The following is a 25,704-nucleotide window of genomic DNA, read 5'->3' on the forward strand; positions in this document are numbered from 1 at the left end:
CACGGTATAAACCCGGCGATGAATCGCCAGCTTACGCCCCGCCGCCTTGCACTTGCTGCTTCCGTTCTTTCCGCCCTCTGGCTGGCCGGCTGCGGCAGCCCTGGCGCCGTGCCCGGCCAGTTGAGCAGCGCCTCTCCTTCCAGCGCATCCGGCCGGGTGCCTCGTGCATCGAACGCCGCCACGGCGCGCGACTACCGCCGCGATGCGGCGCGCCACATCTACGAGATCAACCGCTCGCGCATCTACGGCGGGCAATTGCCGCCGATGCTCTATGCGGTCGGTACGCTGCAGGTGAACCTGGATGCGGGTGGCAAGGTGGTGTCGATGCACTGGTTGCGCGCGCCCCAGCATGCGCCCGAAGTGATCGCCGAGATCGAGCGTGCCGTGCTGCAGGCCGCGCCCTTCCCCGCCGCCACGCGCCTCGGAGCGGTCACGTGGACCGACACCTGGCTGTGGGACAAGAGCGGGCGCTTCCAGCTCGACACCCTGACAGAAGGCCAGCAACAAGGCGACTGACCTCAGGAGCCCCGGTACGTGGAGTAGCTCCACGGACTGACGAGCAGGGGCACGTGATAGTGCTGGTCGGTGTGCGCCACGCCGAAATCCAGCGCTACCTTGTTCAGGAAATTCGGCTCAGGCAGCTTGACGCCGCGAGCCTTGAAGTAACCCGCCACGTCGAACACCAGCCGGTAGGTGCCGGCCTTCAGCGAGTTGTTGTCGTACAGCGGGCCGTCGCTGCGGCCGTCCGAATTCAGCGTGAAGCGCTTCACCAGCGTCGCGGCGTCGCCGTCGGTGGTGTACAGCGCGACCTCCATGCCGGCTGCGGGGCCGCCATGCATCGTGTCCAGTACGTGAGTGCTCAAGCCCATGGGGCGCTCCTTGAAATGGGTGCGGGAAATTCCGGTGGACAAAAGTGTATACAGTTACCGGCTTTGGGTCTATCATGAAAAACATGGAGTCCTCCACCACCCGTTCGATCGTCGATGCCCTCACGAAGGCCATCGTCGAGCACCGGCTTCAGCCCGGCACCAAGCTGGCCGAGCAGAAGCTGGCCGATCATTTCGGCGTCTCGCGCACGCTGGTGCGCCAGGCGCTGTTCCAGCTGTCGCAGAACAAGCTCATACGGCTCGAGCCCGCACGCGGCGCCTTCGTGGCCGCACCGGCCGTCGACGAGGCCAAGCAGGTGTTCGCCGTGCGCCGCATGCTCGAAGCCGAGATGACGCGCGAGTTCGTGCGCACCGTCACGCCCGCCAAGATCAAGGCGCTGAAGGAGCACGTTGCGCTCGAAAAATCAGCCGTGTCGGGCGAAGACATCTCGGGCCGCACCGAGCTGCTCGGCGACTTCCACGTGCGCATGGCCGAGCTCATGGGCAACCAGGTGCTGGCGCAGATCCTGGGCGAACTCATCTCGCGCTGCGCCCTCATCACGCTGATGTACCAGAGCGCCAGCGCGGCCGAGCACTCCAACGACGAGCACGCAGACATCGTGAAGGCGCTGGCCGCGCGCGACGAAGAGCGCGCCGTGCGCCTCATGACCGAACACCTGGAGCACGTCGAGGCCAATCTCACGTTCGACCGCAAGGTGCCCACCAACGACATCTCCCTCGCGCTGTCCTGATCCAAACCATGACCGTCTACGACACCACCCTGCCCTACCCGCGCGACCTCGTCGGCTACGGCCGCAACCCGCCCCACGCCCAATGGCCGGGCGGTGCGCGTGTCGCGGTGCAGTTCGTCCTCAACTACGAAGAAGGCGGCGAGAACGCCACGCTGCACGGCGATGCGGGCTCCGAGCAGTTCCTCTCCGAGATGTTCAACCCGGCGAGCTTTCCAGACCGGCACATCAGCATGGAAGGCATCTACGAGTACGGCTCGCGTGCCGGCGTGTGGCGCATCCTGCGCGAGTTCGAAAAACGCGGCCTGCCGCTGACCGTGTTCGGCGTGGGCATGGCGCTTGAGCGCTACCCCGAGCTGACCGCCGCCTTTAAAGAGCTGGGCCACGAGATCGCCTGCCACGGCTGGCGCTGGATCCACTACCAGAACCTCGACGAAGCCACCGAGCGCGAACACATGCGCCTGGGCATGGAAGCCATTGAAAAGCTCACCGGCGAACGCGCCCTGGGCTGGTACACCGGCCGCGACAGCCCGCGCACGCGCCGCCTCGTGGCCGACTACGGCGGCTTCGAATACGACAGCGACTACTACGGCGACGACCTGCCCTTCTGGATGAAGGTGCAAAAGACCGACGGCACCGTGGTGCCGCAGCTCATCGTGCCCTACACGCTCGATTGCAACGACATGCGCTTCGCGCTGCCGCAGGGCTATTCGCACGCCGACCCGTTCTTCCAGTACATGAAGGACACCTTCGACGCGCTGTATGCCGAAGGCGACCCGAACGGCGACAACAGCCCGAAGATGATGAGCATCGGCATGCACTGCCGCCTGCTCGGGCGGCCGGGCCGCATCACGGCGCTGCAGCGTTTTCTCGATCACATCGCACAACACGACCGCGTGTGGGTCTGCCGGCGCGTCGACATCGCGCGCCACTGGAAGCAGGCGCACCCCTTTGAAGCCGGAGCCGCATCATGAGCCTCACCATCGCCCAACTCAACGCCGCGGTGCCGGCCGCAGCCGTCGCGCTGCTCGACGGCATCTACGAGCACTCGCCCTGGATCGCTCAGCGCGCGCTGGCCGCTCGCCCGTTCCGCTCGCTCGCGCATCTCAAGCATGCGCTCGTGCAGGCGCTGGCCGCTTCGTCGGCCGACGAGCAGATCGGCCTGATCCGCGCCCACCCCGAACTCGCCGGCAAGGCCATGGTCAGCAAGACGCTGACGGCCGAATCGACCAACGAGCAGAGCAAGGCCGGCCTGACCGACTGCACGCCCGAGGAGTTCGCGAAGATCCAGCAGCTCAACGCCGACTACAACGCGAAGTTCGGCTTTCCGTTCATCCTCGCGGTGCGCGGCCCGCGCGGCACGGGGCTTGCCAAGCGCGAGATCATCGACACCTTCGCGCGCCGGCTCTACAACCACCCCGACTTCGAACTCGGCGAGGCGCTGCGCAACATCCATCGCATTGCGGAGATTCGCCTCGACGACAAGTTCGCTGCCGACGTCACGCTCGGCAACGACGTGTGGGACTGGCAGGAACAGCTCTCGGTGCACACCGACCCGGGCTATGCCGAGAAGGGCCAGCTCACCGTCACCTACCTGACCGATGCGCACCGCGCCTGCGCCGCGCAGATCAGCGCGCTGATGCGCGACGTGGGCTTCGACTCGGTGCACATCGACGCGGTCGGCAACGTGGTGGGCCGCTATGAAGGCGCGACGCCCGGCGCCAAGACCCTGCTCACCGGCTCGCACTACGACACCGTGCGCAACGGCGGCAAGTACGACGGCCGCCTGGGCATCTTCGTGCCGATGGCCTGCGTGCGCGAACTCAAGCGTCAGAACAAGCGCCTGCCCTTCGCCTTCGAGGTGGTGGGCTTCGCCGAAGAGGAAGGCCAGCGCTACAAGGCGACCTTCCTGGGCTCGGGCGCGCTCATCGGCCACTTCGACCAGCGCTGGCTCGACCAGAAGGATGCCGACGGCATCACCATGCGCGAGGCCATGCAGCAGGCAGGCCTGAAGGAAGAAGACATCCCAAAGATCCAGCGCGACCCGGCGCGCTACCTCGGCTTCGTCGAAGTGCACATCGAGCAGGGCCCGGTGCTCACCGAGCTCGACCTGCCGTTGGGCATCGTCACCTCCATCAACGGCAGCGTGCGCTACGTGGGCGAAGTGATCGGCATGGCCAGCCACGCCGGCACCACGCCCATGGACCGCCGCCGCGACGCCGCGGCCGCAGTGGCCGAGCTGATCCTCTACACCGAGCAGCGCGCCGCCAAAGACGGCGACTCGGTCGGTACCGTCGGCATGCTCGAAGTGCCCAGCGGCTCCATCAACGTGGTGCCGGGCCGCTGCAAGTTCAGCCTCGACCTGCGCGCGCCCAACAACGCGCAGCGTGACGCGCTGGCCACCGACGTGGTCAACGCGCTGAAGGACATCTGCGAGCGCCGCGGCGTGCGCTACGAGCTCGAAGAAACCATGCGCGCCGCCGCCGCGCCCAGCGCACCCGCCTGGCAGCAGCGCTGGGAAAAGGCCGTCGACGCGCTGGGCATTCCGCTCTTTCGCATGCCCAGCGGCGCCGGCCACGACGCGATGAAGCTGCACGAGGTGATGCCGCAGGCCATGCTGTTCGTGCGCGGCATCAACTCGGGCATCAGCCACAACCCGCTCGAATCGAGCACCAACGACGACATCCAGCTCGCAGTGCAGGCCTTCCAGCTGCTTCTGGAAAACCTCACCGCCGAACAAGCCCACTGATTCACAGAAGAACAACCATGACCGACTACGCCAAGCTCGACGCCTGGATCGACGCCCACTTCGACGAAGAAGTGCAATTCCTGCAGCAACTCGTACAGGTGCCCACAGACACGCCACCGGGCAACAACGCGCCGCACGCCGAGCGCACCGCCGAGCTGCTGAAAGACTTCGGCCTGGACGCCGAAAAACACGCCGTGCCCGCGCAGGAAGTGAAGGACTACGGCCTCGAATCGATCACCAACCTGATCGTGCGCCGCAAGTACGGAAACGAAGGCCGCACCGTGGCGCTGAACGCCCACGGCGACGTGGTGCCCCCCGGCGAAGGCTGGACGCACGACCCGTATGGCGGCGAGATCGCTGACGGCAGCCTCTACGGCCGTGCTGCAGCAGTCAGCAAGAGCGACTTCGCAAGCTTCACCTTCGCGCTGCGTGCGCTCGAAGCAGTGGCCAAGCCGACCAAGGGCAGCGTCGAGCTGCACTTCACCTACGACGAAGAGTTCGGCGGCATCCTCGGCCCGGGCTGGCTGCTCGACAAGGGCCTGACCAAGCCCGACCTGATGATCGCGGCCGGCTTCAGCTACGAAGTGGTCACCGCGCACAACGGCTGCCTGCAGATGGAAGTGACGGTGCACGGCAAGATGGCCCACGCCGCCGTGCCGGCCACCGGCATCGACGCGCTGCAAGGCGCCGTGAAGATCCTCAACGCGCTGTATGCGCAGAACACGCTCTACCAGCAGGTCACGTCGAAGGTCGAGGGCATCACGCACCCGTACCTCAACGTCGGCCGCATCGAGGGCGGCACCAACACCAACGTGGTGCCCGGCAAGGTCGTGTTCAAGCTCGACCGCCGCATGATCCCCGAAGAGAACCCGGTCGAAGTCGAAGCCGCGATCCGCAAGGTGATTGCCGATGCCGCCGCCGAGAGCGCGGGCATCACGGTCGAGATCAAGCGCCTGCTGCTCGCCAATTCGATGAAGCCGCTGGCCGGCAACAAGCCGCTGGTCGATGCGATCCAGAAGCACGGCGGCGAACTGTTCGGCGAGCCCATCAAGGCCATGGGCACGCCGCTGTACACCGACGTGCGCCTGTACGTCGAAGCCGGCATTCCCGGCGTGATCTACGGCGCCGGCCCGCGCACGGTGCTCGAATCGCACGCCAAGCGCAGCGACGAGCGCGTGGTGCTCGAAGACCTGCGCCGCGCCACCAAGGTGATCGCGCGCACGCTCAGCGACCTGCTGGCCTGATCCTGATCCGGCTCAGATGACCTTGACGGCCGCGGGCGCCAGGCGCGCCGCGGCCCACGCCATCACATCGGGCAGCGGCGCGGGCCGCGCCAGGTGATAGCCCTGCACCAGCCGGCAACCTATCGCGTGCAGGGCATCGAGCTCGTCCTGCGTTTCCACGCCTTCGGCAACCACCTGGATGTTCAGCGAGCGGCCGAGCTGGACGATGGCGTCCACCAGCACCACGTTGCCCGGCGAGGACGACAGGTCGAGAATGAAGCTGCGGTCGATCTTCACCTGCCGCACGTACTCGCTGCGCAGCGACGCCAGCGACGAATAACCCACGCCGAAGTCGTCGACCACGATTGCCACGCCCGCGGCCGACAGCGCGCTCAGCCGGCTGCGCGTGGCATGCGTGTCGAGCGCCACCTCTTCCGTGATCTCGATCTGCAGCCGGCGCGGTGCCACGCCGCGCGCCTTCAGCATGCCGAGCACGATGTCGTCGACCGCCAGCTGCGCCATCTCGCGCGGCGAGACATTGATGGCAACCGGCACGGCGGCCAGGCTGGAGCCTACGGCCTCCAGCTGGCGCATGCCCAGGCAGACCTCGTCGACCAGATGCCGCAGCAGCGGCTCGGCCACGCCGGTGCTCGCTGCCGCGTAGATCACCTCTTCGGGGGCAATGTGGCCATGGCGCGGATGGTTCCAGCGCATCAATGCCTCGAGGCTGTGAACTTCCCGGCCGTCGCTGTTCATGATCGGCTGGTACCACACGCCGATGTCGCGCGCCTCGATGGCATGGAGCAGGTCGCGCTCCACGTCCCGGCGCGTGGCAAGCCGCTGGTTGAGCGCCTTGTCGAAGACCTGGTAGCGGTTGCGCCCGGTGCGCTTGGCCTCGTAGACGGCCTCGTCGGCAAAGCTGATCATGTCGGCAATCTCGGCCTCGCCCGAGACTGAGATGCCGATGCTCACGCCCAGGTGGCCGCCGTAGTGCGCAGTGGCGAATGAGATCGAACGGATCAGCGCCTGCGCAATCGCCGTGGGCGCCTGCCGCTCGTCCTGCAGGCTGTAGAGCACCGCGAACTCGTCGCCGCCCCAGCGGCCGAGCACGGCCTGCATGTCGGCGGTCTCCCGCTGCAGCCAGCGGGCCACGTCCTGCAGCACGCGGTCGCCGACCTTGTGGCCGAAGGCGTCGTTCACCGCCTTGAAGCCGTCGAGGTCCAGCAGCAGCAGGCCGTGCTGGCGGCCGCCGGGTGCGGCGATGTGCAGCGTCGCCGCCTCGGTGAAGCCTTCGCGGTTGAGCAGGCCCGTGAGCGAATCGTGCGAGGCCCGGAAGGCCAGCTGCTGCGTGGCGTCCAGCGACAGCGCGTGCACCAGCCGCAGCTGCGCGGCCATGGCTGTGGCTTCGTTGCGCAGGCGGCTTCCTTCGCGGAAGGTCCTGTCGCTGTGCAGCGCACCGCGCACCAGTGCCGCGAGGTACAGCAGCACCATCGCCGCCAGGCTCAGATTGTCGAAGCCGCCTGCATAAACAAGGCAACCGACCACCGACAGCAGCGCCGGCGTGATGAAGCTGATGGGCACGAGCGCATAGGCAATGCCATAGGTGACAGCCCCCGCGCAGATGCCGCACACCACCGTGAGATAGAACACCGCTTGCGGCGATGAGTAGCCGTCGCACAGAAACGGAATGAGGGCCCACACACAGCCCGACACCGCAGCCAGGACCGCAGCAATGCGCAGGTGCCATTCGACCGGGCGGCCGTCAGGCGAGGTCAGGACATCACTGCCGGGCTCGGCACCGGGCGAAGGCGCGAACGGCCAGCGGCAGATGTAGCTGCGCATCCCGTTCACCATGAGCGACAGCAGCAGCCAGCTCATCCCTTCGAACGCGCGGCCGGCATTGAGGGCGACCAGCGCCGCGGTGAAGCTCAGCACCACGCTGATCGGAATGGCCGAGAGAACGCTGCGGCGCACCGTCACGAGCTGGTCGGTGCGCACCATGCGCGACAGCACCCCATCGTCGATGGATGCGGTGGGCAGGGGGACGGGCGCGCTGGGGATCATGGAAGGGGCACAGTTTATAGAGGGCAAGCCCTCCGGCGGCCCGGTTGCTGGCGCGAAAACAACGAACTTTCGTTCTGCTTTCATCGAAGCGTCATCGCGCCATTCGAGACTCGGCGACTTCCTTCGACACGCGCACTTCAGGTGCGCGTCATTTTTTTCAGACCGCCATGTTCATTCTTCCGACCGCCCTCTCGACGCCCCTCCCGTTCCGCCGCACGCTGTTTTCCACCCTCGCCATCGGCACGCTCATGCTGGCCGGCTGCGGCGGCGGAGACTCCAGCGGCCCGGCCTTCTTCCCCGTGGCGCCCAGCACCCCGGCGGCCGTCGCGCCCGCTCCCGCTCCCGCGGCCGATCCAGGCCCGTCGGTGCCGCCAGGCCGCTGGACCGTGGGCGACCTGCACATCCACACGATCCAGTCGGACGACACGCAGCAGATTTCCACGCTCGACCAGGTGCTGGCCAAGGCCTTCGACCAGTTCGGGCTCGACTGGGCGGCGCTGTCCGACCACCTGCGCCTGTCCTCCTACGACAACAACGGCACCAAGCTGCCGGCGCAGATTCCGTTCTCGGAAGGCATGGCCAAGTACCAGGTGCCGCGCATCAAGGCGCTGCAGGCCGGCGGCAAATATGCCGACAAGACGATCTTCGCGTCCTTCGAATGGGACATGCCCTCGCACGACCACGGCAACGTCGGCATCCTGACCGACAACCCCATGTCGGATGCCGCGCTCAAGGCCGCGAGCCAGTTCGAATACCTCTTCACCAACCGGGCCGCCGCACTCTTCCCGGCCGGCGACGTCACCGCCTGGGGCCCGAAGGCCGGCGTCAACTACGACACGCACGCCGAGACGCTCGCCGCTATCGCCTGGCTCAAGAAGAACTACCCCGACACCAGCTACCTGCAGATCAACCATCCTTCGCGCAACCCCGGCAAGTACACGATCGCCCAGCTGCGCGAGATGAACGACCTCGCGCCGAACATCGTGTTCTCGCTCGAAGGCATGGTCGGCAACCAGATGGAGCCCGACCGCGGCGGCTACAACAGCGCCTACATTCCGGCCAACCTGCCCTCGCGCACCTACGGCGGCGTCGACTACCTCGTCGCCAAGCTCGGCGGCACCTGGGACGCGCTGCTGTCCGAAGGCCGCCACATCTGGAACGTGGCCGACTCCGACTACCACTTCACCACCTCGCAAGGCCAGTACAGCAGCGGCTACGCGCCGGGCGAATACGCCAGGAACCACCTGTGGGGCGACGTCAAGGATCCGAAGTCGCTGCTCTCGGCCCTGCGCTCAGGCAAGCTCTTCGCTGTGAACGGCGGCCTGATCGACGCGCTCGACTTCAAGGTGCAAAGCGCCAAAGGTGCTGGCGAGATGGGTTCGGACGTGACGGCCAAGGCCGGTGAAGACCTGAAGATCACCATCCGCTTCAAGAGCCCCGAGCGCAACAACTTCGAATACCAGCTCGGCAGCGGCAACTTCGCCAACGTGAAGCCGGTGGTCGACCACATCGACCTGATCGGCGGCGACGTGACCGGCCCCGAGCTGGCGGGCACGCCGGGCTATGCGCGCGACACCAACCCGTCGACGCGCGTGCTCAAGCGCTTCACCCGCAACGACTGGAAGCTCGATGCCGACGGCTACTTCTCGGTGAGCTACACGGTGAAGGCCGGCAACAACCAGTACTTCCGCCTGCGCGGCACCAACCTGGGAACCGACGTGCCCAACGAAACCGCCGCCGGTGAGCCGCTGCCCGATGCGCAGACCACCGGCACCGACAACGTGGCGCGCTTCAATGCGATCAACGTGCGCAACTACAGCGACCTGTGGTTCTACTCGAACCCGGTGTTCGTGAAGGTCGCGGCGCTGTAGCGAGCGAGCCGGAGCCCACCCGCATCGATCAGTTCTTCGCGGCGCGCGCCTCCGGCATCGCCGACGAGTGGTGATGCGCGATCAGCCACTGCCCGTTCACCCATTCGTAGACATAGGTGTAGCGGGCATGCACCGTGCCGCCATCCTTGAAGCGGAAGGTGTAGGTGCCGACGTCCTGCGCCACATTGCAGCCGATCTTGACGATGCGCTTGTCGATCGTGCCTTGCGGCTCGCTCTTGAGGAACTTGACGAAGTAGTCGCGGATCTCCGCCGGGTTGGTGCGCGGCTGGTTCGACACGGTCGCCAGCAGCACGCCGTCGGGTGCGTAGTTGGCGACCACCTTGTCGGGGTCCAGCGTGCGCAGCGAGTTGTTCCAGCGGTCGAACAGCGCGCCGATCTGCGCTTCATTGGTCGGCGCACAAGCAACGGCGCCCGAACCCTGGGCCAGCGCACCGGTGGCGAGAGTGAAAGAAAGAACGCCGAGGGCGGCACTGGTGACGAGACTTTTCTTCACGGAGATTCCTTGTTGTGAAAGTGTTGAAGCACCGGTGTCTGCCGGCGCTGCACCGCATTCGCGAGGCAGGAATCAAGTCTCTGGCGCAGAGATGAACACGACCCGTGCCGGGCCATGAACGCAGGTTGAAGCGCAGATGAACAACGGATGAACGCGCGCCCGGGCGTCCAGTTGTTCAGGCCTCCTGCGCGTCGAGCCGGTAGCCGAAGCCGCGCACGGTCTTGAGCAGCGCGAGCGGGTGGCCCTCGTCGATCTTGGCCCTGAGGCGGCGCACGTAGACGTCGACCACATTGGTCAGCGGGTCCTCGTTGGTGCCCCACACGTTCGAGAGGATGCGCTCGCGGCTGTAGACGCGGCCGGGCGCGCTCATCAGCAGCTCCAGGAAGGCCAGCTCCTTCGCCGTCAGCGCAATCGGCTGTCCGGCCCGCGTGACCTGCATGCGTTCGCGGTCCAGCACGAGGTCGGCCACCTGCAGGCTGCTCGCTTTCACGCGCTGTTCGCGTCCGCGCCGCAGCAGCGCCTCGATGCGCGCGAGCAGTTCCTCGAAGGCGAAGGGCTTGGTCAGATAGTCGTCCGCGCCCAGCCGCAGGCCGTTGACCTTGTCCTCCAGCGAGCTCATGGCCGTGAGCATCAGCACCGGCACATGATGGCCTTCGGCGCGCATCGTCTGGCAGAGCTCCAGGCCGCTGATGCCGGGCAGCATCAGGTCGAGGATGAGCAGCGCCGGCTCACCGCCGCGCGCCAATGCCAGGCCCTCGGTGCCGGTGCGCGCCAGCTGCACGCCATAGCCTTCGGCGCGCAGGCCGCGCTGCAGAAAGTCGGCCACGCGCGGATCGTCTTCGACCACGAGGATGTTATTCATGCGGCCTCCGGCGTTGTGGGGCTGGCTGCGCCATCAAAGCGCGGCAGCCGGATGCGAACCGTCGTGCCCACGAACGGTTCGCTGTCTATGTCGATGCGGCCTTCGTGCGCGACAACGATGGCCTGCGCAATCGACAGGCCAATGCCGGTGCCATCGACCCGGTGCGCCCGCGCGCGCTGGCCGCGCGTGAAGCGCTGGAACACCGTGGGCAGCTCGTCGGCATCGATGCCGATGCCCTTGTCGCGCACCGCGATCTCCGCGCATCCGTCGACTTCACGCCAGCCGATGCGGACCTCGCCGCCCGAGCGCGAATAGCGCACCGCGTTGTCGAGCACGATCACCAAGGCCTGGCGCAGCCGGTCGGCATCGGCATGCACGTAGAGCAGCCCTGGCTGTGCGTCGTGCGAGGCATCGAGGCGAACCCCAACGCCGTGCAGCGCACCCAGCGCCTCGGCCTGCTCGGTGGCATCGCCGACCAGCAGGCCGAGGTCCACCTGGTCCTGCCGCATGACGAGCTGATCGGCCTCGGCGCGCGCGATCAGCATCAGGTCGTCGATCACCCGCGCGAGCTGCTCCACGCCGCCGACGATGCGCGACAGCGTTTCCTTGTATTCGGCCAGTGGCTTGTCGGTGCCGCGCAGCGCAATCTCGGCCTCGCCGCGGATGGCGGTGGCCGGCGTGCGCAGCTCGTGGCTGAGGTCGGCAAACAACTGGCGGCGGCGCTGGTCGATGTTCTGCAGCGTGACGTGCGCGGTCTGCAACTCGGCCGTGCGCGCACCCACTGCTTCTTCGAGCTTGTGCCGCGCGGCTTCGGCATCGCTTCGGCGCTGCTGCAGTTCGGCGGCCATGGCGTTGAAGTTCTCGGCCACCTGGCCGAATTCGTCACCCGAGCCGACCGCCATGCGATGGTCCATCTGGCCCGCCTGCAAAGCCTGCGTGCCGGTCAGCAGGCTGGCGATGGGCGCCTGCAGCCGCCGGTTCAGGCGAATGGCGAGCAGCACCGCCGCTGCCAGGGTCAACACAGCGAGGCCGATGGCCTGCAGGCGCAGCACCTCGATCGCGTGCTCGGTGGCCAGGCGCGCGGCCGGCACCGCCTGCTTCTGGCGCTCGATTGCGCCGTTGACGAGTTCGCGCAGGTCGCGCCCGCGCGTCACGTCGAACACCTGGTTGATCTGCTGCCACACCGACGAAAACTCCGCTCCCGGCTGCAGTGGCGTGAGCTGCAGCAGGCGATCCTGGACCGCGGCGATGTTGGCATCGAGCAGGTCGATGCTGGCCGCCAGCTGGGTCACCGCTTCGGGCACCTGTGTGCCCCGCGCCGAGGTCACGGTGGTCCACCAGGCCAGGTCGCGCTGTGTCAGGTCCCGCAGGCTGGCTGCGCTGGAGCGCATGCCGGCCAGCCAGCGGTCGCGCGACTCGATGGGTGCGTCGCCGTTCATCAGCCGCTGCGAGGCCCAGACTCGCAGCCGCTGCTTGTTGGCGGACAGCTCCAGCAGGTCGGACTGGATGTCGCTCGCCAGCCGGCTGTGCTGCGCATAGAAGGTGACGCGCTCGGAGCCCAGGTAGATGAAGGCAGCCTGCACGCAGACCAGCGCAACGAGCGCTGCAAAGGCCAGTGAGAGCCGCGAGCGGAATTTGATGGAAGGCATCGATCGGTGCGAGGCGGATACCTGCTTTGAAGGGTGCGAAGAATAGCCCATGCCCGTTGGACAGTCGGACATCCATCACTTCTGTTGAAGCTCGATTGACCCGAGCATCGATGTTTGCGATGCTCCGGGCGTGATCAACGAACTCAAGACCTTCATTGCGGTGTGCAAGCTCGGCACCTTCGCGGCAGCCGGCGACCGCATCGGCCTCACGCAATCGGCAGTGAGCAGCCAGATGAAGCGGCTCGAAGAGGCCCTGGGCTTCGAGCTCTTCGACCGGACGGGCCGATCGGCCACCTTGAACGTCGCGGGCCAGACGACCTTGCCGCGGGCGGAAGAAATCTGCGCCCTGTTCGCCAAGCTAGGCGAACTTCCTCACGACGACGCCACCCGGGGGCTCCTTCGCATCGGCTCGATTGCCTCGGCACAGCCTACGCTGCTCGCGCGTGCGCTCGAGCAGCTGCGCAAATCATTCCCCCTTGTGCGCGTCCATGTGTCGCCCGGTGTTTCGATGCGCCTGATGGACGACCTGGACGCCGGCAAGATCGATGCGGCCGTGATCATCCGCCCGCCCTTCGGAATGCCTCCCGACCTGACGTGGCAGGCATTGGTGCAGGAGCCCTTTGTGCTGGTCGTGCCCAAGGCCGTGCCTGCAACCAAGAACTGGCGCGCGCTCATACAGGAACAGCCGTTCCTTCGCTACGACAGGGCTTCGTTCGGAGGGCGGATGGTCGAGGCGTTTCTTCGCCGGGAAGGCCTTGCGGTCAACGACGCCATCGAGATCGACGAGATTCCCGGGTTGATCCATCTGGCCTCCAGGGGCCTGGGCGTGGCGCTTGTGCCGCTGGTCGAGGCGCATCTTCCGATGCCTGCGGGGGTGCGCATCGTCCCGCTGGGCGAGTTCACTTTCCATCGCGAGATCGGGCTGCTTCATCGCAAGCCCCGGGCCAGTCCGCCCGTGGTGGCGCACTTCGCCCAATGCCTGCGCGATGCGGTCGACGCGACGGCACCGACTCGCCGACGTTCGGCGTAGTGCCGACTTGACCGGCTCGGCCCCTCAATCGCCCGGTATGTGGGGCGGATTCAGCACCACGGGCTTCGCCGACTTCTTGCGCATGCGGATGTTGAGCATTTCCACGCTCAGCGAGAAAGCCATTGCGAAGTACACATACCCCTTGGGCACGTGATGCTCGAAGCCTTCGGCAACCAGCACGACACCCACTACCACCAGGAAGGACAGCGCCAGCATCTTGATGGTGGGATGGTTGGAGACGAAGCGGCCGATCGGCCCGGCGAACAGCATCATGAGCAGCACCGAGGCGATCACCGCCGCGATCATGACGCGCACGTCGTCCACCATGCCGACCGCGGTGATGATCGAATCGAGCGAGAACACCAGGTCGATGAGCATGATCTGCAGGATCACCGAGGCGAAGGTCGCCTTGGCCGTGCTCTGCTTGTGCTCGTGTTCGCCTTCCAGCGACTGGTGAACCTCGCTCGTACTCTTCCAGATCAGGAACAGCCCGCCCAGGATCAGGATCAGGTCGCGGCCCGAGATCTCCTGGCCGAACACCACGAAGAGCGGCTTCACCAGCCCGACGATCCATGCCAGCACCAGCAGCAGGCCGATGCGCATGAACATGGCCATGAAAAGGCCGATGCGCCGTGCGAATTCGCGCTGGGCCAGCGGCAGCTTGTCGACCAGGATCGAGATGAAGATGATGTTGTCGATCCCGAGGACCAGCTCAAGCGCGGTCAGGGTAGCGAAGGCGATCCAGACCTGGGGATCGGAGAGAAGTTGGAGCATGGGCGCGACTCTGTTGCGTCAACGCGCGGTCGGCGACCGCGGCGGGCGAGCGCATCTTAAAGGCGCGCACGCACATGGCGCCAGCGCCCCCGCGACCCATGGGCCATTGCCCGTTCAGCGGGCGAAAAGCGAGCTCAGGTCCGCGAACGACTTCATCTCGATGGCGTTCCCGGAGGGGTCCAGGAAGAACATCGTCGCCTGCTCGCCGGGCTCGCCCTTGAACCGGATATAGGGCTCGATGACGAACTTGGTCTGGCGGGCGATGAGCTTGTCGGCCATGGCCTGCCATTGGTCCATGGGAACGATCGCGCCGAAGTGACGCACAGGCACGTCGTGACCGTCGACCGAACTGCTCTGGTGGTGGCCGCATTCGTCGGGCGCCAGGTGCGCCACGATCTGATGGCCGTAGAAATCGAAGTCCACCCATTCGGGCGCGCTGCGGCCTTCGGGGCATCCCAGCAGTTCGCCGTAGAAGGCGCGCGCCTCGGCGATGTCGCGCACCGGAAACGCGAGATGAAAGGGGATGCGGGTGGTTGTGTTGCTCATGGTTCTTGCCATCGGAAGTGGGGGATGGACGGGACTCTAAGCAGCGCGTCTCACAACTGAAAGCGATATATTTTTTCTCTGAGCCACACGGATTTCGATCAGTCAATGAGATCGAGAGCGACAGAAACGGCCGGCTCCCCCGATGCAATCCGCGCGACCGTCGGGATGTGAAAACCTCATGGCGACGGGCTGAGCGAGGGCGCCTGGTCCGACCTGCAGTTTGTCGGCCAACCTGCGCCGGTCCAGTTCACCGTGCAATTCGCGCCACGGTCAACCACCTGGCATAGGCCTTCTGTCCTTTCGGCGCTCGTTACCGAATAGGCTCCATCTCGCTCGCTGATAACCGCTTCAGCCTGCTCCTTCGTGAAGCCAAATGCACCGGGAGCTCCATTCGCGACGCGAGCCGTCAAGTTGCACGCGAGCAAAGTAATGGAGTGCAGGGCCACGCCAGCGCTCAGACGCCCCGACACCTTGGAGATTTTCAGCACGTCGCGGCTCGAAGGGAAATCCAGCGCCACGTCGGTGCGGCCTGTACGGCGCACTGTCGAGTTCGCCGCGTTGGAGAACACCCGGATGAACCCCAGAGCCTCATCGTCCTGCATGACCCTGATGATCGGGGGATCCTTTCTCGGCATCACGACTTCTCCCGGGTTTTCGCTCTGCTGCTTGCGCAACCACGTCCAGCCGCTCACCGGCGACGTGTTGAAGGCGTAGGCGATCTTCACGTCCTCACTCATGTATGCGGCCAGTTGCGCCATGCTGCCCCCCAAGGAATGCCCGGCTGTGTAGATCTCGACATTCGGGGCGTCTTTCTTCAATTTTCTGACGATCTCTTTCAATCCGATCCGGACCTGCACGAACTGCTGTGGTTCGAGATTCAGCGCCATCGCCAGATTCGCTTCCCAATCGGGCAACAACTGGCCGCTGTAGTTCTCCGTACCGCGAAAGACAATGAACGCTTGTGTGATCGGCCCGTCGGGCAGGCGATAAACGAAGGTCTCGTAGTACAGGCCTCCCACGGCTTTGCAGCCGACCCCCGAGTGCTCCCATGACTCCCATTTGCCGGCACCGGCGGACGGGACCCTCTTCAGCCGCTCCAGCGGATGCAGATCCGGCCTGTAGGCGCAGTCGCCCCGGCTTGCCTCAGGCGCATACCGTCGGTAGACCACTTTGCTCAGCACTGCAGGCCACGCCATCTGGCCGAGCACTTCGGCCGCGGAGGTTGCCTGGGCCACTTCCTGGGGCGTCCACGGCTTGCGTATTGCAACGGCGGACGGCGAACTGCCTATCGTCGGTTTCTGAATCCTATCGACCCTCGCTCCCTCGAGCGAGCGGCTGGCAGCGGAGATCACCGCGCTGTAGCAGTCGGACGCGTCGGTATCCCGGTAGCGATGGTCCAGAACGTGCCGCTTTTCCGGTGACGAGCCATTGCGGCACTCTTCCACCTCACGCCTCATCTCCTCGGCCATCTCGGCGCGGTACAGCTTCGCCTCGCGGTTGACGGAATAGAGACCACAGCCTCCCAACGCGGCACAGCAAAGCAGCACCGCCATGCACCGGGCGGCACGCCCCCAGTTTTCTCTTTGCATCTCCACCTCCAAATGTTTGCCGCAGCATAGCGGCGCGCTACGCACGCCACGGGGTTCACCCCGCAACGTCTACAGCGCATCAGGGAATCTACGGATATATGATTCCCCGAATGGTCTTGATTGAGTGCATTTTTTGTATACAAATAACGCATCCGAAAAGCAGGCACTCAATCCCACCCCACTCGCACGAGGAAAGACCATGAGCACAGTCGTCAGCCAGCCCCCCGCGGGGGCAAGCGAAGCAGGCATTGCGCCGCACGCGGAATCGAACGCCCTCATCAAGCCCGGCTACCACCCGCGCCTGACCAACGAAGACCTCGCTCCGCTGAAGAAGCAGACCTGGGGCCAATACAACATCTTTGCCTTCTGGATGTCCGACGTGCACAGCGTGGGCGGCTACATCACGGCCGGCAGCCTGTTCGCACTGGGCCTGTCGAGCTGGCAGGTGCTGGTGTCGCTGCTGGTGGGCATCGTGATCGTGCAGTTCTTCTGCAACCTGGTAGCCAAGCCCAGCCAGGTGACGGGCGTGCCCTACCCCGTGGTGTGCCGCGCGCCCTTCGGCGTGCTGGGCGCGAACATTCCGGCCATCATCCGCGGGTTGATCGCGGTGGCCTGGTACGGCGTGCAGACGTATCTCGCGTCGGCGGCCTTCATGGTGCTGGCGCTGCACATGGCCCCGGGCCTAGCGCCGTATGCCGATGTCGCGCAGTACGGCTTCGTCGGCCTCTCGGCGCTTGGCTGGGTCGCGTTCATGGTCATGTGGGTGCTGCAGGCCTTCGTGTTCTGGCGCGGCATGGACGCCATCCGCAAGTTCATCGACTGGGCCGGCCCGGCGGTGTACGTGGTGATGGCGGTGCTCTGCGGCTGGCTGGTGTGGAAGGCCGGCTGGAGCAACATCGACCTGAACCTGGGCGGCATCAAGTTCCAGGGCTGGGACGCGCTGCCCGTGATGCTCTCGGCCATTGCGCTGGTGGTGAGCTACTTCAGCGGCCCGATGCTCAACTTCGGCGATTTCTCGCGCTACGGCAAGAGCTTCGATGCGGTGAAGAAGGGCAACTTCTGGGGCCTGCCGGTGAACTTCGTGTTCTTCTCGCTGCTGACCGTCATCACCACCGCCGCCACGCTGCCCGTGTTTGGTGAACTCATCACCGATCCGGTGCACACCGTGGGCAAGATCGACAGCACCACCGCCGTGGTGCTGGGCGCACTGACCTTCATGATCGCCACCATCGGCATCAACATCGTGGCCAACTTCGTCTCGCCGGCCTTCGATTTCTCGAACGTGGCGCCGCAGCACATCAGCTGGCGCACGGGCGGCATGATCGCCGCGGTGGGCTCGGTGTTTCTTACGCCTTGGAACCTCTACAACAGCCCCGAGGTCATTCACTACACACTGGACGTACTGGGTTCGTTCATCGGCCCGCTGTTCGGCATCCTGATTGCCGACTACTACATCGTGCGCAAGCAGCGCATCGACGTGGACGCGCTCTACACGATGAGCCCCAAGGGCGAATACTGGTACAGCGGCGGCTACAACCCGAAGGCGATCCAGGCGCTGGTGCCGTCGGCCCTCGTGCCGATCCTGTGCGTGATGGTGCCTGCGCTGCGCGGTGGCGCCAACTATGCTTGGTTCATCGGCATGGGCCTGGGCTTCGTCCTCTATGCCCTGCTGAACCGCAACAGCAAGACTTGAACTGAAAGAGAAAGAAAGGGACCGCGCCGTGCGCATCAAGATCATCAATCCCAACACCACCTGGAGCATGACCGAGAAGATCGGCGCCTGCGCCCGCGCGGTGGCGCATGCCGGCACCGAGATCGTGGCCGTGAGCCCGGCCATGGGGCCGGTCTCCATCGAAAGCCACTACGACGAGGCGCTGGCCGTGCCGGGCTTGCTGCAGGAGATCGCTTCGGGCGAGCGCGACGGGATCGACGGCTACGTGATCGCCTGCTTCGGCGACCCGGGCCTGAAGGCCGCGCGCGAGCTGGCACGCGGCCCGGTGGTGGGCATCGCCGAGGCGGCGATGCACCTGGCCAGCATGATCGGCAGCCGCTTCAGCGTGGTGACCACGCTGGGCCGCACCATGGGCCAGGCCTGGCACCTGGCCGAGATCTACGGCATGGAGCGCTTCTGCGCCAACGTGCGCGCCTGCGAACTGCCCGTGCTCGAACTGGAAGAGCCGGGCTCGGGCGCGCGGGAACGCATCGTCGACGAATGCCGGCGCGCGCTCGAAGAAGACGGCTCCGACTGCATCGTGCTCGGCTGCGCCGGCATGACCGACCTGTGCGCGCACATCGAGCAGGTGCTCGGCGTGCCCGTGATCGACGGCGTGGCCGCGGGCACCAAGCTGATCGAATCGCTCGTCGCCCTGAAGCTGCGCACCAGCAAGCGCGGCGAATTGGCAAAGCCCCTGCCCAAGCCCATCATTGGTGCGCTCGAGGGCTTCACTCTCCCGCGCTAGGCCACAATCCGCGCATGCCCCGCGCCAGTTCCAAACCCTCCGCTTCCCCTGCCACCGCCGTTCCGGACGAGAACGGCGTGGCTGCAGCCGACAAGAACAGCTCCATCGAAAGCATCGCCAACGACATCGCCACCGCGATCGTCGAGAAGCGCCTGCCGCCCGGCACCTGGCTGCGCGAAGAAGCGCTGGGCCGGGTGTATTCGGTGAGCCGCACCAAGGTACGCGCCGCGCTGCTGATGCTGTCGAAAGACAAGCTCATCGAGATGATTCCCGACAAGGGCGCCTTCGTCTGCCAGCCCTCGGTGGAAGAGGCCCGCGAGGTGTTCGCGGTGCGCCGCATCCTCGAAAGCGAAGTGGTGCGCCTGTTCATCGCCGCCGCGCGGCCGCGCGACTACCAGGTGCTGGAGCAGCACATCAAGTTCGAGCGCACCGCACTGCGCCAGACCACCACCACTGGCACCGTGCGCGAGAAGCTGCTGGGCGACTTCCACGTGGCGCTGGCCGAGGCCACGGGCAACCGCACGCTCGCCGAACTGGTGCGTGAACTGGTCGCACGCAGCTCGCTGATTGCGATGCTCTACCACTCGTCGAACGACCCGCATTGCTCGTCGGACGAGCACGCCGATTTCCTGCGCCTGTGCCGCAAGGGCGACGTGGAGGCAGCCGTGACGAGCATGATCGACCACCTGGAGCGCATCGAGTCCAGCCTCGAACTCGGCACCGAAAAGCCCGACCGCCAGCTCGATCTGGTCAAGGCGCTGCTCGCCTGACCCCACACGGCCGGCAGAGCCGGTGCGGCTGTCACACAACTGCGTCATGCTGTAGCCCGAATGGCTTACGCGTTTTTCCCGTGCGCGATCGCCGCCGACGAACAACTTCCACAGCATGCCCCGGCAAACACGGCCCAACGCCACCCCTGCCTCGCCTCCTGCGATCTCGCCCTTCTTCCAGCCCATCGTGGATCTGCGCAAGGGCACGGTCTTCGGCCATGAAGCCCTCATTCGCGGACCGACCGGCACCCCGCTCCACAGCCCGCAGGCGCTGCTTGCACTTGCCGCGGCCGAGTCGCGGCTGACCGAGTTCGAGCTGCTGTGCGTGGAAGTCATCCTCGCCCAATGGGGCCGCCTGCCCGATGCGGGCAGGCTGTTCGTGAACATGAGCGCCGACGCGCTGGTCGCGGCCATGGGCGGCGCGGGCACGGCGTGCTGGCTCGAACGCATGCTCGCGCACCACAACGTCAGTGCCCGCGACGTGACCGTGGAGCTCACCGAGCAGCGGGCCACCGGCAGCCCCGAGGCGCTTGGGCGCGCGGTCGAGACGCTGCATGCGCTGGGCGCACGTGTTGCGCTCGACGATTTCGGCGAAGGCCATTCCAACCTGCGGCGCTGGAAAGACCTGCAGCCAGACTTCGTGAAGATCGACAAGCTGCTCACCCAGGGCATCGCCAACAGCCCGCAGAGCGTGGCGCTGGTGCGCGCCATCGTCGGCTTCGGCAACGCGCTGGGCACCGAGCTCATTGCCGAGGGCGTGGAAGACGCGAAAGACCTGCACGTGCTGCGCGACCTCGGCATTGCCCATGGCCAGGGCTACCTGTTCGGCCGGCCGGCGCCGGCGCTACAGCCGGCGCTGCCCGAGCCCATGGCGGCCACCATCCGCGACACCCGCATCGCCGTGATGCCGCACGCGTCGCAACCGTCGCAGCCCAACGTGCTGCGCAGCCTGTCGGTCATCCAGGCGCCTGCGCTCAGCCCGCAGACGCCGATCGACGAGGTCTCCGCAATCTTCCAGAAGCACCCCGAGCTGCATGCGCTCGCCGTGGTCGACAAGGGCACCCCCGTCTCGCTGATCAACCGGCAGTCGTTCATGAACGACTACGCGCGAATGTACTTCCGCGAGGTCCACGGCCGCCGCCCCTGCCTGGCCTACGGCAGCAGCACCCCGCGCATCGTGGAGCGCGAGGAGAACGTCGAGAGCCTGCTCGGCATCCTGATGTCTGAAGACCAGCGCTACCTGAGCGAAGGTTTCATCGTCACGGAGAAGAAGCGCTACGTTGGCCTGGGCACGGGCGACCAGCTCGTGCGCGCCGTGACCGAGGCGCGCATCGAGGCCGCGCGGCACGCCAATCCGCTGACCTCGTTGCCGGGCAACATCCCCATCAACATCCACATCGCGCGCCTGCTCGACAGCGGTGCCGACTTTGCTGCCTGCTATGCCGACCTGAACAACTTCAAGGTGTTCAACGACCACTACGGCTACTGGCGCGGCGACGAAATGATTTTGCTGCTCGCGCGACTGGCGACGCAGCATGCAGACGCCCATCGCGACTTCGTCGGCCACATCGGCGGCGACGACTTCCTGGTGCTGTTCCAGAGCCCTGACTGGCACCGGCGCTGCACCGCTCTGATCGACGACTTCAACCGGCAGGCGCCCGGCCTCTACGACGAAGCGGAAAGACAGTCCGGTGGCATCGAAGGCGAGGACCGGCATGGCGTGGTCCGGTTCACGCCCTTCTCCACGCTGTCCATCGGCGCGGTGCGCATTCCGCCGGGAATGTTCAGCCATGCCGAGGATGTGGCGAGCGAAGCGGCCATTGCGAAGCACGATGCCAAGCAGGCGGCCTCGGGCCTCACGGTGCGCGAGGCCCAGCCGCGCGCATAGCGCAGGGATTCATGCGTCGATGGTCCCGGCGGCCAGCGACAGTCTTGCGGCCTTGACCGCTCGGCGAGGCCCCTGCGCGGATGCGGGTTTTCCAGAGTCTGGATTGTTGCATAAGTTGTATACAGTTTGGCGTACACAACGGGGTGTGCGCATGCCAAGCCGTGTCGCCCACCTTCCTTCTCGCCGCAGCAGGAGCCCAACGATGACGGCCGACAGTTCTCTCTCAACAGTCCATCCCGTGGACCAGCGCCTGCCTTCGGGCAAGCTCGCGGCCCTCGGCCTGCAGCATGTGCTGGTGATGTATGCGGGCGCCGTCGCGGTGCCGCTGATCGTCGGGCGCGCGCTCAAGCTCACGCCCGACGAGGTCGCGCTGCTGATCTCGGCCGACCTCTTCTGCTGCGGCATCGCCACGCTGATCCAGGCGCTGGGCGCCACGCAGTTCTTCGGCATCAAGCTGCCGGTGATGATGGGCGTGACTTTCGCGTCGGTCGCGCCGATGGTCGCCATCGCCAATGCCAACCCCGGCCAGAACGGCGCGCAGTTGCTGTTCGGCGCCATCATCGGCGCGGGTGTGGTGTCGATACTGATCGCGCCGCTGGTGAGCCGAATGCTGCGCTTCTTTCCGCCAGTGGTCACCGGCACCATCATCGCGGTCATCGGCATCAGCCTGATGCGCGTAGGCATCAACTGGATCTTCGGCAACCCCGTGGGCCCGACGGCGCCCGCGCTGGTCGACCCGGTCTACGCGAGGTGGCTGGCAGAAGTGACCTCGCCCGGCAGCTCCATTCCCGCCGTGCCCAAGGGCTTCGCGATCATGCCCACCGTGCCCAACCCCAAGTACGCAGACCTGTCGGGCTTCGGCGTGGCTGCGCTGGTGCTGGTGTCGATCCTGCTGATCGTCAAGTACGCCAAGGGCTTCATCGCCAACATCTCGGTGCTGCTCGGCATCGTGATCGGCGCCGTGGTGGCCTCGATCACCGGGCTCATGACCTACGAGAAGGTGGGCAAGGCCGCGTGGGTCGACATCGTGCTGCCCTTTCACTTCGGCATGCCGCAATTCGACCCGATCCTGATCTTGACGATGACCCTCATCATGATCGTGGTGATGATCGAATCGACCGGCATGTTCCTCGCGCTCGGTGAAATGACCGACCGCAAGATCAGCCAGAAGGACCTGGCCCGCGGCCTTCGCACCGACGGCCTGGGCACGCTGATTGGCGGCATCTTCAACACCTTTCCGTACACCAGCTTCTCGCAGAACGTGGGCCTCGTGGCCGTCACCGGCATCAAGAGCCGCTATGTGTGCGTGGCCGGCGGCGCGATCCTGATCGTGCTGGGCCTGCTGCCGAAGATGGCCGCGCTGGTCGAGTCGCTGCCCACGGTGGTGCTCGGCGGTGCGGGCCTCGTGATGTTCGGCATGGTCGCGGCCACCGGCATCCGCATTTTGTCGGGCGTGGACTTCAAGACCAACCGCCACAACGCGATGATCGTCGCGGTGTCGATTGGCGTCGGCATGATTCCGCTGATTGCGCCCAACTTCAAGCAGTGGATGCCGCATGCCATTCACTCGCTGATCGAGTCGGGCATCTTGCTGGCGTCGATTGCGGCTGTGCTGCTGAACCTGTTCCTCAATGGTGCAAAGCACGACGAGCAAGCCGTGATTGCTGCGGCCAAGCAAGCCGAAGCCCATTGAGCCTTTGCTAGATCATCGCCAGCGGCCCCTTGCGCCGCGGCGGTGGGTGCAATCGGTCGAGTTCTTCGAGAGTTGCCGCATCGAGCTTCAACTCCGCTGCCGCCAGGTTCTCCTTCAGGTGCGCGCTGCGCACCGCCTTCGGAATCGCCGCCACGCCGGGCCGCGCGATCACCGCAGCCAGCGCCAGTTGCGCGGCCGTCACGCCGAGCCGCTCGGCCAATTCGCCCAGCCCGTCGTCTTCGGCCAGCGCGCCCTGGTCGATCGGGCTGTAGGCCATCAGCGGCATGCCATGTTCGCGCAGCCAGGGCAGCAGACTGAACTCCGGGCCGCGCTCGCCGAGCGACAAGTAAACCTGATTGGCCGCGCACTCCGGGCCATCGCCCACGGCCTGCGCCAGCTCTTCCATATCGTCGGTGTCGAAGTTGCTCACGCCCCAGTGGGCTATGCGCCCGTCTGCTACCAGCGAATGCATTGCCGCGACCGTCTCGCTCAGCGGATGGCTGCCGCGCCAGTGCAGCAGGTAGAGATCGACGGCGTCGAGCCCCAGCCGCTTCAGGCTGCGCTCGCAGGCATCGCGCGTGCCGCGCCTGCTGGCGTTGTGCGGGTAGACCTTGCTGACGACGAAGAGCTCTTCACGCCGCACGTCGCCCGCACGCAAGGCCTCGCCGATGGCCTGGCCCAGGACGGTTTCGGCGCCGCCTTCGCCGTACATCTCGGCGGTGTCGATGAGGCGGTAGCCGAGCGCGATGGCCTCGCGCACCGCCTTCACTTCGGCCGCGCGATGCCCCGCGTCTTCGCCCATGCGCCAGGTGCCGAGACCGAGGACCGGCATCTCGCCGCCGGTGGGGAGTTGGAGTGTTCGCATCGGGCCATGGTACGGGGGACGCAAGGCCCTGTCAGCCCGTCGACAACGGCAGCCACACGGTCGCGAGCAGGCCGCTCCCGTCTTCACCGGCTGCCAGTTCGATCCGGCCGCCATGCTTGTTCAGCACCGAGCGAACGATCGCCAACCCCAGTCCGCTGCCCGACTGCGTCTGGTCCGGGTTGCGAAAGAAGCGGTCGAACACGCGCTCGCGCAGCTCCGGCGGAATGCCCGGCCCCTGGTCCGTCACGCGCAGCACGGCCTTCGACGATTCCGGTTCGCACGCAACGCGCACGGTGACAGTGCCGCCATCCGGGCTGTACTTGATGGCGTTCTCGATGAGATTGCTCACCATCGAGATCAGGCTCTCGCGTTCGCCGAACACCAGCACCGCGCCTTCGGACACGAAGTCCAGCCCGATGCCGCGCACGCGTGCAAGGTCCTCCACGAACGGGATGCGCTCCTGCACCAGCGCATCGAACGCGAGCCGCATGGGCACCGCGTCCTGCGGCATCTCGTCGCTGCGCATCAACTGCTGCAACTGGCCCACCAGCCGCGCGGCGCGGTCGTTGCTGCGCAGCAGGTTGATCATGAGTTCGCGCTGGCCCGCGTCGGCGGTCTGCTCCTTCAGCGCTTCGACATTCACGCGCATCGCATCGAGCGGCGTGCGCAGTTCATTCGCTGCATCGGCGATCAGCACGCGCTCGCGCGATGCCCGGTCGCGCACGCTGCGCAGCAGGCCATTGATGCTGCGCACCAGCGGCTGCAACTCCTTGTGCCGCGGTTCGAAGCTCAGCGGCGTCAGGTCGGCCGGGCCACGCTCGGCAGTCTCTTGCGTTACCTGCCGCCAGGGCCGCAGCGCGAACAGCACCGACAGCCACGCCGGAAAGACGAGAAACGGCAGGCTGATGGCCAGCGGCAGCAGGTAGTAGCTGCGGTGGTCGACGGTGAAGCTGAAACGCAGGACTTTCGGCTCGGCCAGCAGCACGCGGGTGTCGAGCCCCGGCGAAGTCATCATGCGCGCGCGCCACATGCGCTCGCCGACGCGCACGTTCTCCACCCGACCCGGCACTGCCGTGTGCATGACCGGCGCGGCAGCTGTGGAGTTGAAGATGAGCCGCCCCCGCTGCCACACCTGCATGACGGGCGCCTTGTCCGTCTCCGAACTGAAGTCACCCGAGGTTTCGAGCAGCGCCATGTCGAAGGCCTTCAGGGCCTCCTGCTGACGGGCGGGGTCGGCCGCGAGGTTCTGCGCAATCGTGATGACGCTATCGAAGATCTTGTCGTAGCGCACCAGATCCGTCACGCGGTTGGAGTCGTACAGGAACAGCGCCAGGATGGCGCCCCACAGCAGCACGACCACTGCGATCTGCGCCAGCAGCAGGCGCCGCAGCAGCGAGGGCTGCAACCACCGCTTCCAGCGCCGGGCAAGCGCCGTCATGGCGACAGGCAAAAGATTCATGGTCCTCCAGGCGGCGGTCTCTGCGGAGCGCATCGCAAGCGCGTGGAGTATCCGGCACGCCCGCGCCGAGGGCTTCAGAAAACC

Annotated in this window: 22 protein-coding genes; 12 read left to right on the forward strand and 10 right to left on the reverse strand. The window is 66.2% G+C overall.

What is annotated here, in order from left to right; translation table 11 throughout:
• The first annotated feature begins 18 nt into the window (after positions 1 to 18).
• The gene (locus ACZYSP_RS26620; RefSeq protein WP_093081362.1) at positions 19 to 516 is read left to right on the forward strand and encodes a hypothetical protein; all 498 of its coding nucleotides are present in this window, start codon (positions 19 to 21) and stop codon (positions 514 to 516) included.
• A 2-nt stretch (positions 517 to 518) separates the two neighbouring features.
• Here the strand turns inward: ACZYSP_RS26620 and uraH are convergent, their stop codons facing one another.
• Positions 519 to 869 (reverse strand): hydroxyisourate hydrolase, encoded by a 351-nt coding sequence (gene uraH / locus ACZYSP_RS26625; protein WP_489017534.1) that lies wholly within the window; start codon positions 867 to 869, stop codon positions 519 to 521.
• A 74-nt stretch (positions 870 to 943) separates the two neighbouring features.
• Here uraH and ACZYSP_RS26630 point away from each other — a divergent pair, with 74 nt between their 5' ends.
• From ACZYSP_RS26630 to ACZYSP_RS26645, 4 genes are read left to right on the forward strand one after another with little or no spacing between them, the layout of a single operon-like run.
• A complete protein-coding gene (locus ACZYSP_RS26630) occupies positions 944 to 1,618 on the forward strand; it encodes a GntR family transcriptional regulator (RefSeq protein ID WP_093058863.1) in 675 nt (224 codons plus the stop codon).
• Positions 1,619 to 1,626: 8 nt separating this feature from the next.
• Positions 1,627 to 2,589 carry an allantoinase PuuE gene (puuE, locus tag ACZYSP_RS26635; protein WP_097198491.1) on the forward strand — a complete coding sequence of 321 codons (963 nt, stop codon included), beginning with the start codon at positions 1,627 to 1,629 and terminating at the stop codon, positions 2,587 to 2,589.
• Entirely contained in the window at positions 2,586 to 4,364 is a 1,779-nt protein-coding gene (gene uraD, locus ACZYSP_RS26640; RefSeq protein WP_489017537.1) for a 2-oxo-4-hydroxy-4-carboxy-5-ureidoimidazoline decarboxylase, read from the forward strand. The genes puuE and uraD overlap by 4 nt, the downstream gene beginning before the upstream one ends.
• A 17-nt stretch (positions 4,365 to 4,381) precedes the next feature.
• Positions 4,382 to 5,608: a M20 family metallopeptidase gene (locus ACZYSP_RS26645; RefSeq protein WP_093058866.1), complete on the forward strand. Its 1,227-nt coding sequence runs from the start codon at positions 4,382 to 4,384 to the stop codon at positions 5,606 to 5,608.
• A gap of 12 nt (positions 5,609 to 5,620) precedes the next feature.
• Here ACZYSP_RS26645 and ACZYSP_RS26650 read toward each other — a convergent pair whose 3' ends face one another.
• Positions 5,621 to 7,651, reverse strand: coding sequence for a putative bifunctional diguanylate cyclase/phosphodiesterase (locus tag ACZYSP_RS26650; RefSeq protein ID WP_093081355.1), 2,031 nt, complete (start codon positions 7,649 to 7,651; stop codon positions 5,621 to 5,623).
• A gap of 167 nt (positions 7,652 to 7,818) precedes the next feature.
• Between ACZYSP_RS26650 and ACZYSP_RS26655 the strand changes: the two genes are divergently transcribed.
• A complete protein-coding gene (locus ACZYSP_RS26655) occupies positions 7,819 to 9,522 on the forward strand; it encodes a CehA/McbA family metallohydrolase domain-containing protein (protein ID WP_489017540.1) in 1,704 nt (567 codons plus the stop codon).
• A gap of 28 nt (positions 9,523 to 9,550) precedes the next feature.
• Here ACZYSP_RS26655 and ACZYSP_RS26660 read toward each other — a convergent pair whose 3' ends face one another.
• The 3 genes from ACZYSP_RS26660 to ACZYSP_RS26670 form a co-directional block, all read right to left on the reverse strand.
• A complete protein-coding gene (locus ACZYSP_RS26660) occupies positions 9,551 to 10,036 on the reverse strand; it encodes an SgcJ/EcaC family oxidoreductase (protein ID WP_093081350.1) in 486 nt (161 codons plus the stop codon).
• Between the two features lie 175 nt (positions 10,037 to 10,211).
• Positions 10,212 to 10,898 carry a response regulator transcription factor gene (locus ACZYSP_RS26665; protein ID WP_093058870.1) on the reverse strand — a complete coding sequence of 229 codons (687 nt, stop codon included), beginning with the start codon at positions 10,896 to 10,898 and terminating at the stop codon, positions 10,212 to 10,214.
• A complete protein-coding gene (locus ACZYSP_RS26670; RefSeq protein ID WP_489017543.1) occupies positions 10,895 to 12,547 on the reverse strand; it encodes a sensor histidine kinase in 1,653 nt (550 codons plus the stop codon). Before ACZYSP_RS26670 ends, ACZYSP_RS26665 begins: the two co-directional genes overlap by 4 nt.
• Positions 12,548 to 12,677: 130 nt before the next feature.
• On the opposite strand from ACZYSP_RS26670, the gene ACZYSP_RS26675 reads away from it, so the two are divergent.
• Positions 12,678 to 13,577 (forward strand): LysR family transcriptional regulator, encoded by a 900-nt coding sequence (locus tag ACZYSP_RS26675; protein WP_354339314.1) that lies wholly within the window; start codon positions 12,678 to 12,680, stop codon positions 13,575 to 13,577.
• Between the two features lie 24 nt (positions 13,578 to 13,601).
• Here the strand turns inward: ACZYSP_RS26675 and ACZYSP_RS26680 are convergent, their stop codons facing one another.
• The 3 genes from ACZYSP_RS26680 to ACZYSP_RS26690 all read right to left on the reverse strand — a co-directional run bounded on the left by ACZYSP_RS26680 (position 13,602) and on the right by ACZYSP_RS26690 (position 16,486).
• Positions 13,602 to 14,351 (reverse strand): TerC family protein, encoded by a 750-nt coding sequence (locus ACZYSP_RS26680; RefSeq protein WP_093081345.1) that lies wholly within the window; start codon positions 14,349 to 14,351, stop codon positions 13,602 to 13,604.
• Positions 14,352 to 14,465: 114 nt separating this feature from the next.
• A complete protein-coding gene (locus ACZYSP_RS26685) occupies positions 14,466 to 14,852 on the reverse strand; it encodes a VOC family protein (RefSeq protein ID WP_436318430.1) in 387 nt (128 codons plus the stop codon).
• Between the two features lie 221 nt (positions 14,853 to 15,073).
• Positions 15,074 to 16,486 (reverse strand): Tle-like phospholipase domain-containing protein, encoded by a 1,413-nt coding sequence (locus ACZYSP_RS26690; protein ID WP_354339315.1) that lies wholly within the window; start codon positions 16,484 to 16,486, stop codon positions 15,074 to 15,076.
• Positions 16,487 to 16,685: 199 nt separating this feature from the next.
• Here ACZYSP_RS26690 and ACZYSP_RS26695 point away from each other — a divergent pair, with 199 nt between their 5' ends.
• The 5 genes from ACZYSP_RS26695 to ACZYSP_RS26715 all read left to right on the forward strand — a co-directional run bounded on the left by ACZYSP_RS26695 (position 16,686) and on the right by ACZYSP_RS26715 (position 23,296).
• The gene (locus ACZYSP_RS26695; protein ID WP_354339316.1) at positions 16,686 to 18,179 is read left to right on the forward strand and encodes an NCS1 family nucleobase:cation symporter-1; all 1,494 of its coding nucleotides are present in this window, start codon (positions 16,686 to 16,688) and stop codon (positions 18,177 to 18,179) included.
• Positions 18,180 to 18,207: 28 nt separating this feature from the next.
• Entirely contained in the window at positions 18,208 to 18,945 is a 738-nt protein-coding gene (locus ACZYSP_RS26700; protein ID WP_093058877.1) for an aspartate/glutamate racemase family protein, read from the forward strand.
• Between the two features lie 14 nt (positions 18,946 to 18,959).
• Positions 18,960 to 19,715 (forward strand): GntR family transcriptional regulator, encoded by a 756-nt coding sequence (locus tag ACZYSP_RS26705; protein WP_093058878.1) that lies wholly within the window; start codon positions 18,960 to 18,962, stop codon positions 19,713 to 19,715.
• A 115-nt stretch (positions 19,716 to 19,830) separates the two neighbouring features.
• Positions 19,831 to 21,603 (forward strand): EAL domain-containing protein, encoded by a 1,773-nt coding sequence (locus ACZYSP_RS26710; RefSeq protein ID WP_354339317.1) that lies wholly within the window; start codon positions 19,831 to 19,833, stop codon positions 21,601 to 21,603.
• Between the two features lie 202 nt (positions 21,604 to 21,805).
• Complete coding sequence (locus ACZYSP_RS26715) at positions 21,806 to 23,296, forward strand: nucleobase:cation symporter-2 family protein (RefSeq protein WP_354339318.1); 1,491 nt, start codon at positions 21,806 to 21,808, stop codon at positions 23,294 to 23,296.
• Between the two features lie 7 nt (positions 23,297 to 23,303).
• Here the strand turns inward: ACZYSP_RS26715 and ACZYSP_RS26720 are convergent, their stop codons facing one another.
• Positions 23,304 to 24,161, reverse strand: a complete 858-nt coding sequence (locus ACZYSP_RS26720; protein WP_354339319.1) for an aldo/keto reductase — start codon at positions 24,159 to 24,161, stop codon at positions 23,304 to 23,306.
• A gap of 31 nt (positions 24,162 to 24,192) precedes the next feature.
• Complete coding sequence (locus ACZYSP_RS26725) at positions 24,193 to 25,620, reverse strand: sensor histidine kinase (protein ID WP_489017549.1); 1,428 nt, start codon at positions 25,618 to 25,620, stop codon at positions 24,193 to 24,195.
• Positions 25,621 to 25,704: the final 84 nt, after the last annotated feature.

The organism is Variovorax sp. F042, from assembly GCF_057814215.1.

Coding starts and splice junctions, on each gene's coding strand:
- ACZYSP_RS26655 (WP_489017540.1), top strand. CDS start 7,819: ATGTTCATTCTTCCGACCGCCCTCTCGACGCCCCTCCCGTTCCGCCGC.
- ACZYSP_RS26665 (WP_093058870.1), bottom strand. CDS start 10,898: ATGAATAACATCCTCGTGGTCGAAGACGATCCGCGCGTGGCCGACTTT.
- ACZYSP_RS26705 (WP_093058878.1), top strand. CDS start 18,960: ATGCCCCGCGCCAGTTCCAAACCCTCCGCTTCCCCTGCCACCGCCGTT.
- puuE (WP_097198491.1), top strand. CDS start 1,627: ATGACCGTCTACGACACCACCCTGCCCTACCCGCGCGACCTCGTCGGC.
- ACZYSP_RS26720 (WP_354339319.1), bottom strand. CDS start 24,161: ATGCGAACACTCCAACTCCCCACCGGCGGCGAGATGCCGGTCCTCGGT.
- ACZYSP_RS26650 (WP_093081355.1), bottom strand. CDS start 7,651: ATGATCCCCAGCGCGCCCGTCCCCCTGCCCACCGCATCCATCGACGAT.
- ACZYSP_RS26620 (WP_093081362.1), top strand. CDS start 19: ATGAATCGCCAGCTTACGCCCCGCCGCCTTGCACTTGCTGCTTCCGTT.
- ACZYSP_RS26710 (WP_354339317.1), top strand. CDS start 19,831: ATGCCCCGGCAAACACGGCCCAACGCCACCCCTGCCTCGCCTCCTGCG.
- uraH (WP_489017534.1), bottom strand. CDS start 869: ATGGGCTTGAGCACTCACGTACTGGACACGATGCATGGCGGCCCCGCA.
- ACZYSP_RS26680 (WP_093081345.1), bottom strand. CDS start 14,351: ATGCTCCAACTTCTCTCCGATCCCCAGGTCTGGATCGCCTTCGCTACC.
- ACZYSP_RS26695 (WP_354339316.1), top strand. CDS start 16,686: ATGAGCACAGTCGTCAGCCAGCCCCCCGCGGGGGCAAGCGAAGCAGGC.
- ACZYSP_RS26630 (WP_093058863.1), top strand. CDS start 944: ATGAAAAACATGGAGTCCTCCACCACCCGTTCGATCGTCGATGCCCTC.
- ACZYSP_RS26725 (WP_489017549.1), bottom strand. CDS start 25,620: ATGAATCTTTTGCCTGTCGCCATGACGGCGCTTGCCCGGCGCTGGAAG.
- ACZYSP_RS26715 (WP_354339318.1), top strand. CDS start 21,806: ATGACGGCCGACAGTTCTCTCTCAACAGTCCATCCCGTGGACCAGCGC.
- ACZYSP_RS26670 (WP_489017543.1), bottom strand. CDS start 12,547: ATGCCTTCCATCAAATTCCGCTCGCGGCTCTCACTGGCCTTTGCAGCG.
- ACZYSP_RS26690 (WP_354339315.1), bottom strand. CDS start 16,486: ATGCAAAGAGAAAACTGGGGGCGTGCCGCCCGGTGCATGGCGGTGCTG.
- uraD (WP_489017537.1), top strand. CDS start 2,586: ATGAGCCTCACCATCGCCCAACTCAACGCCGCGGTGCCGGCCGCAGCC.
- ACZYSP_RS26645 (WP_093058866.1), top strand. CDS start 4,382: ATGACCGACTACGCCAAGCTCGACGCCTGGATCGACGCCCACTTCGAC.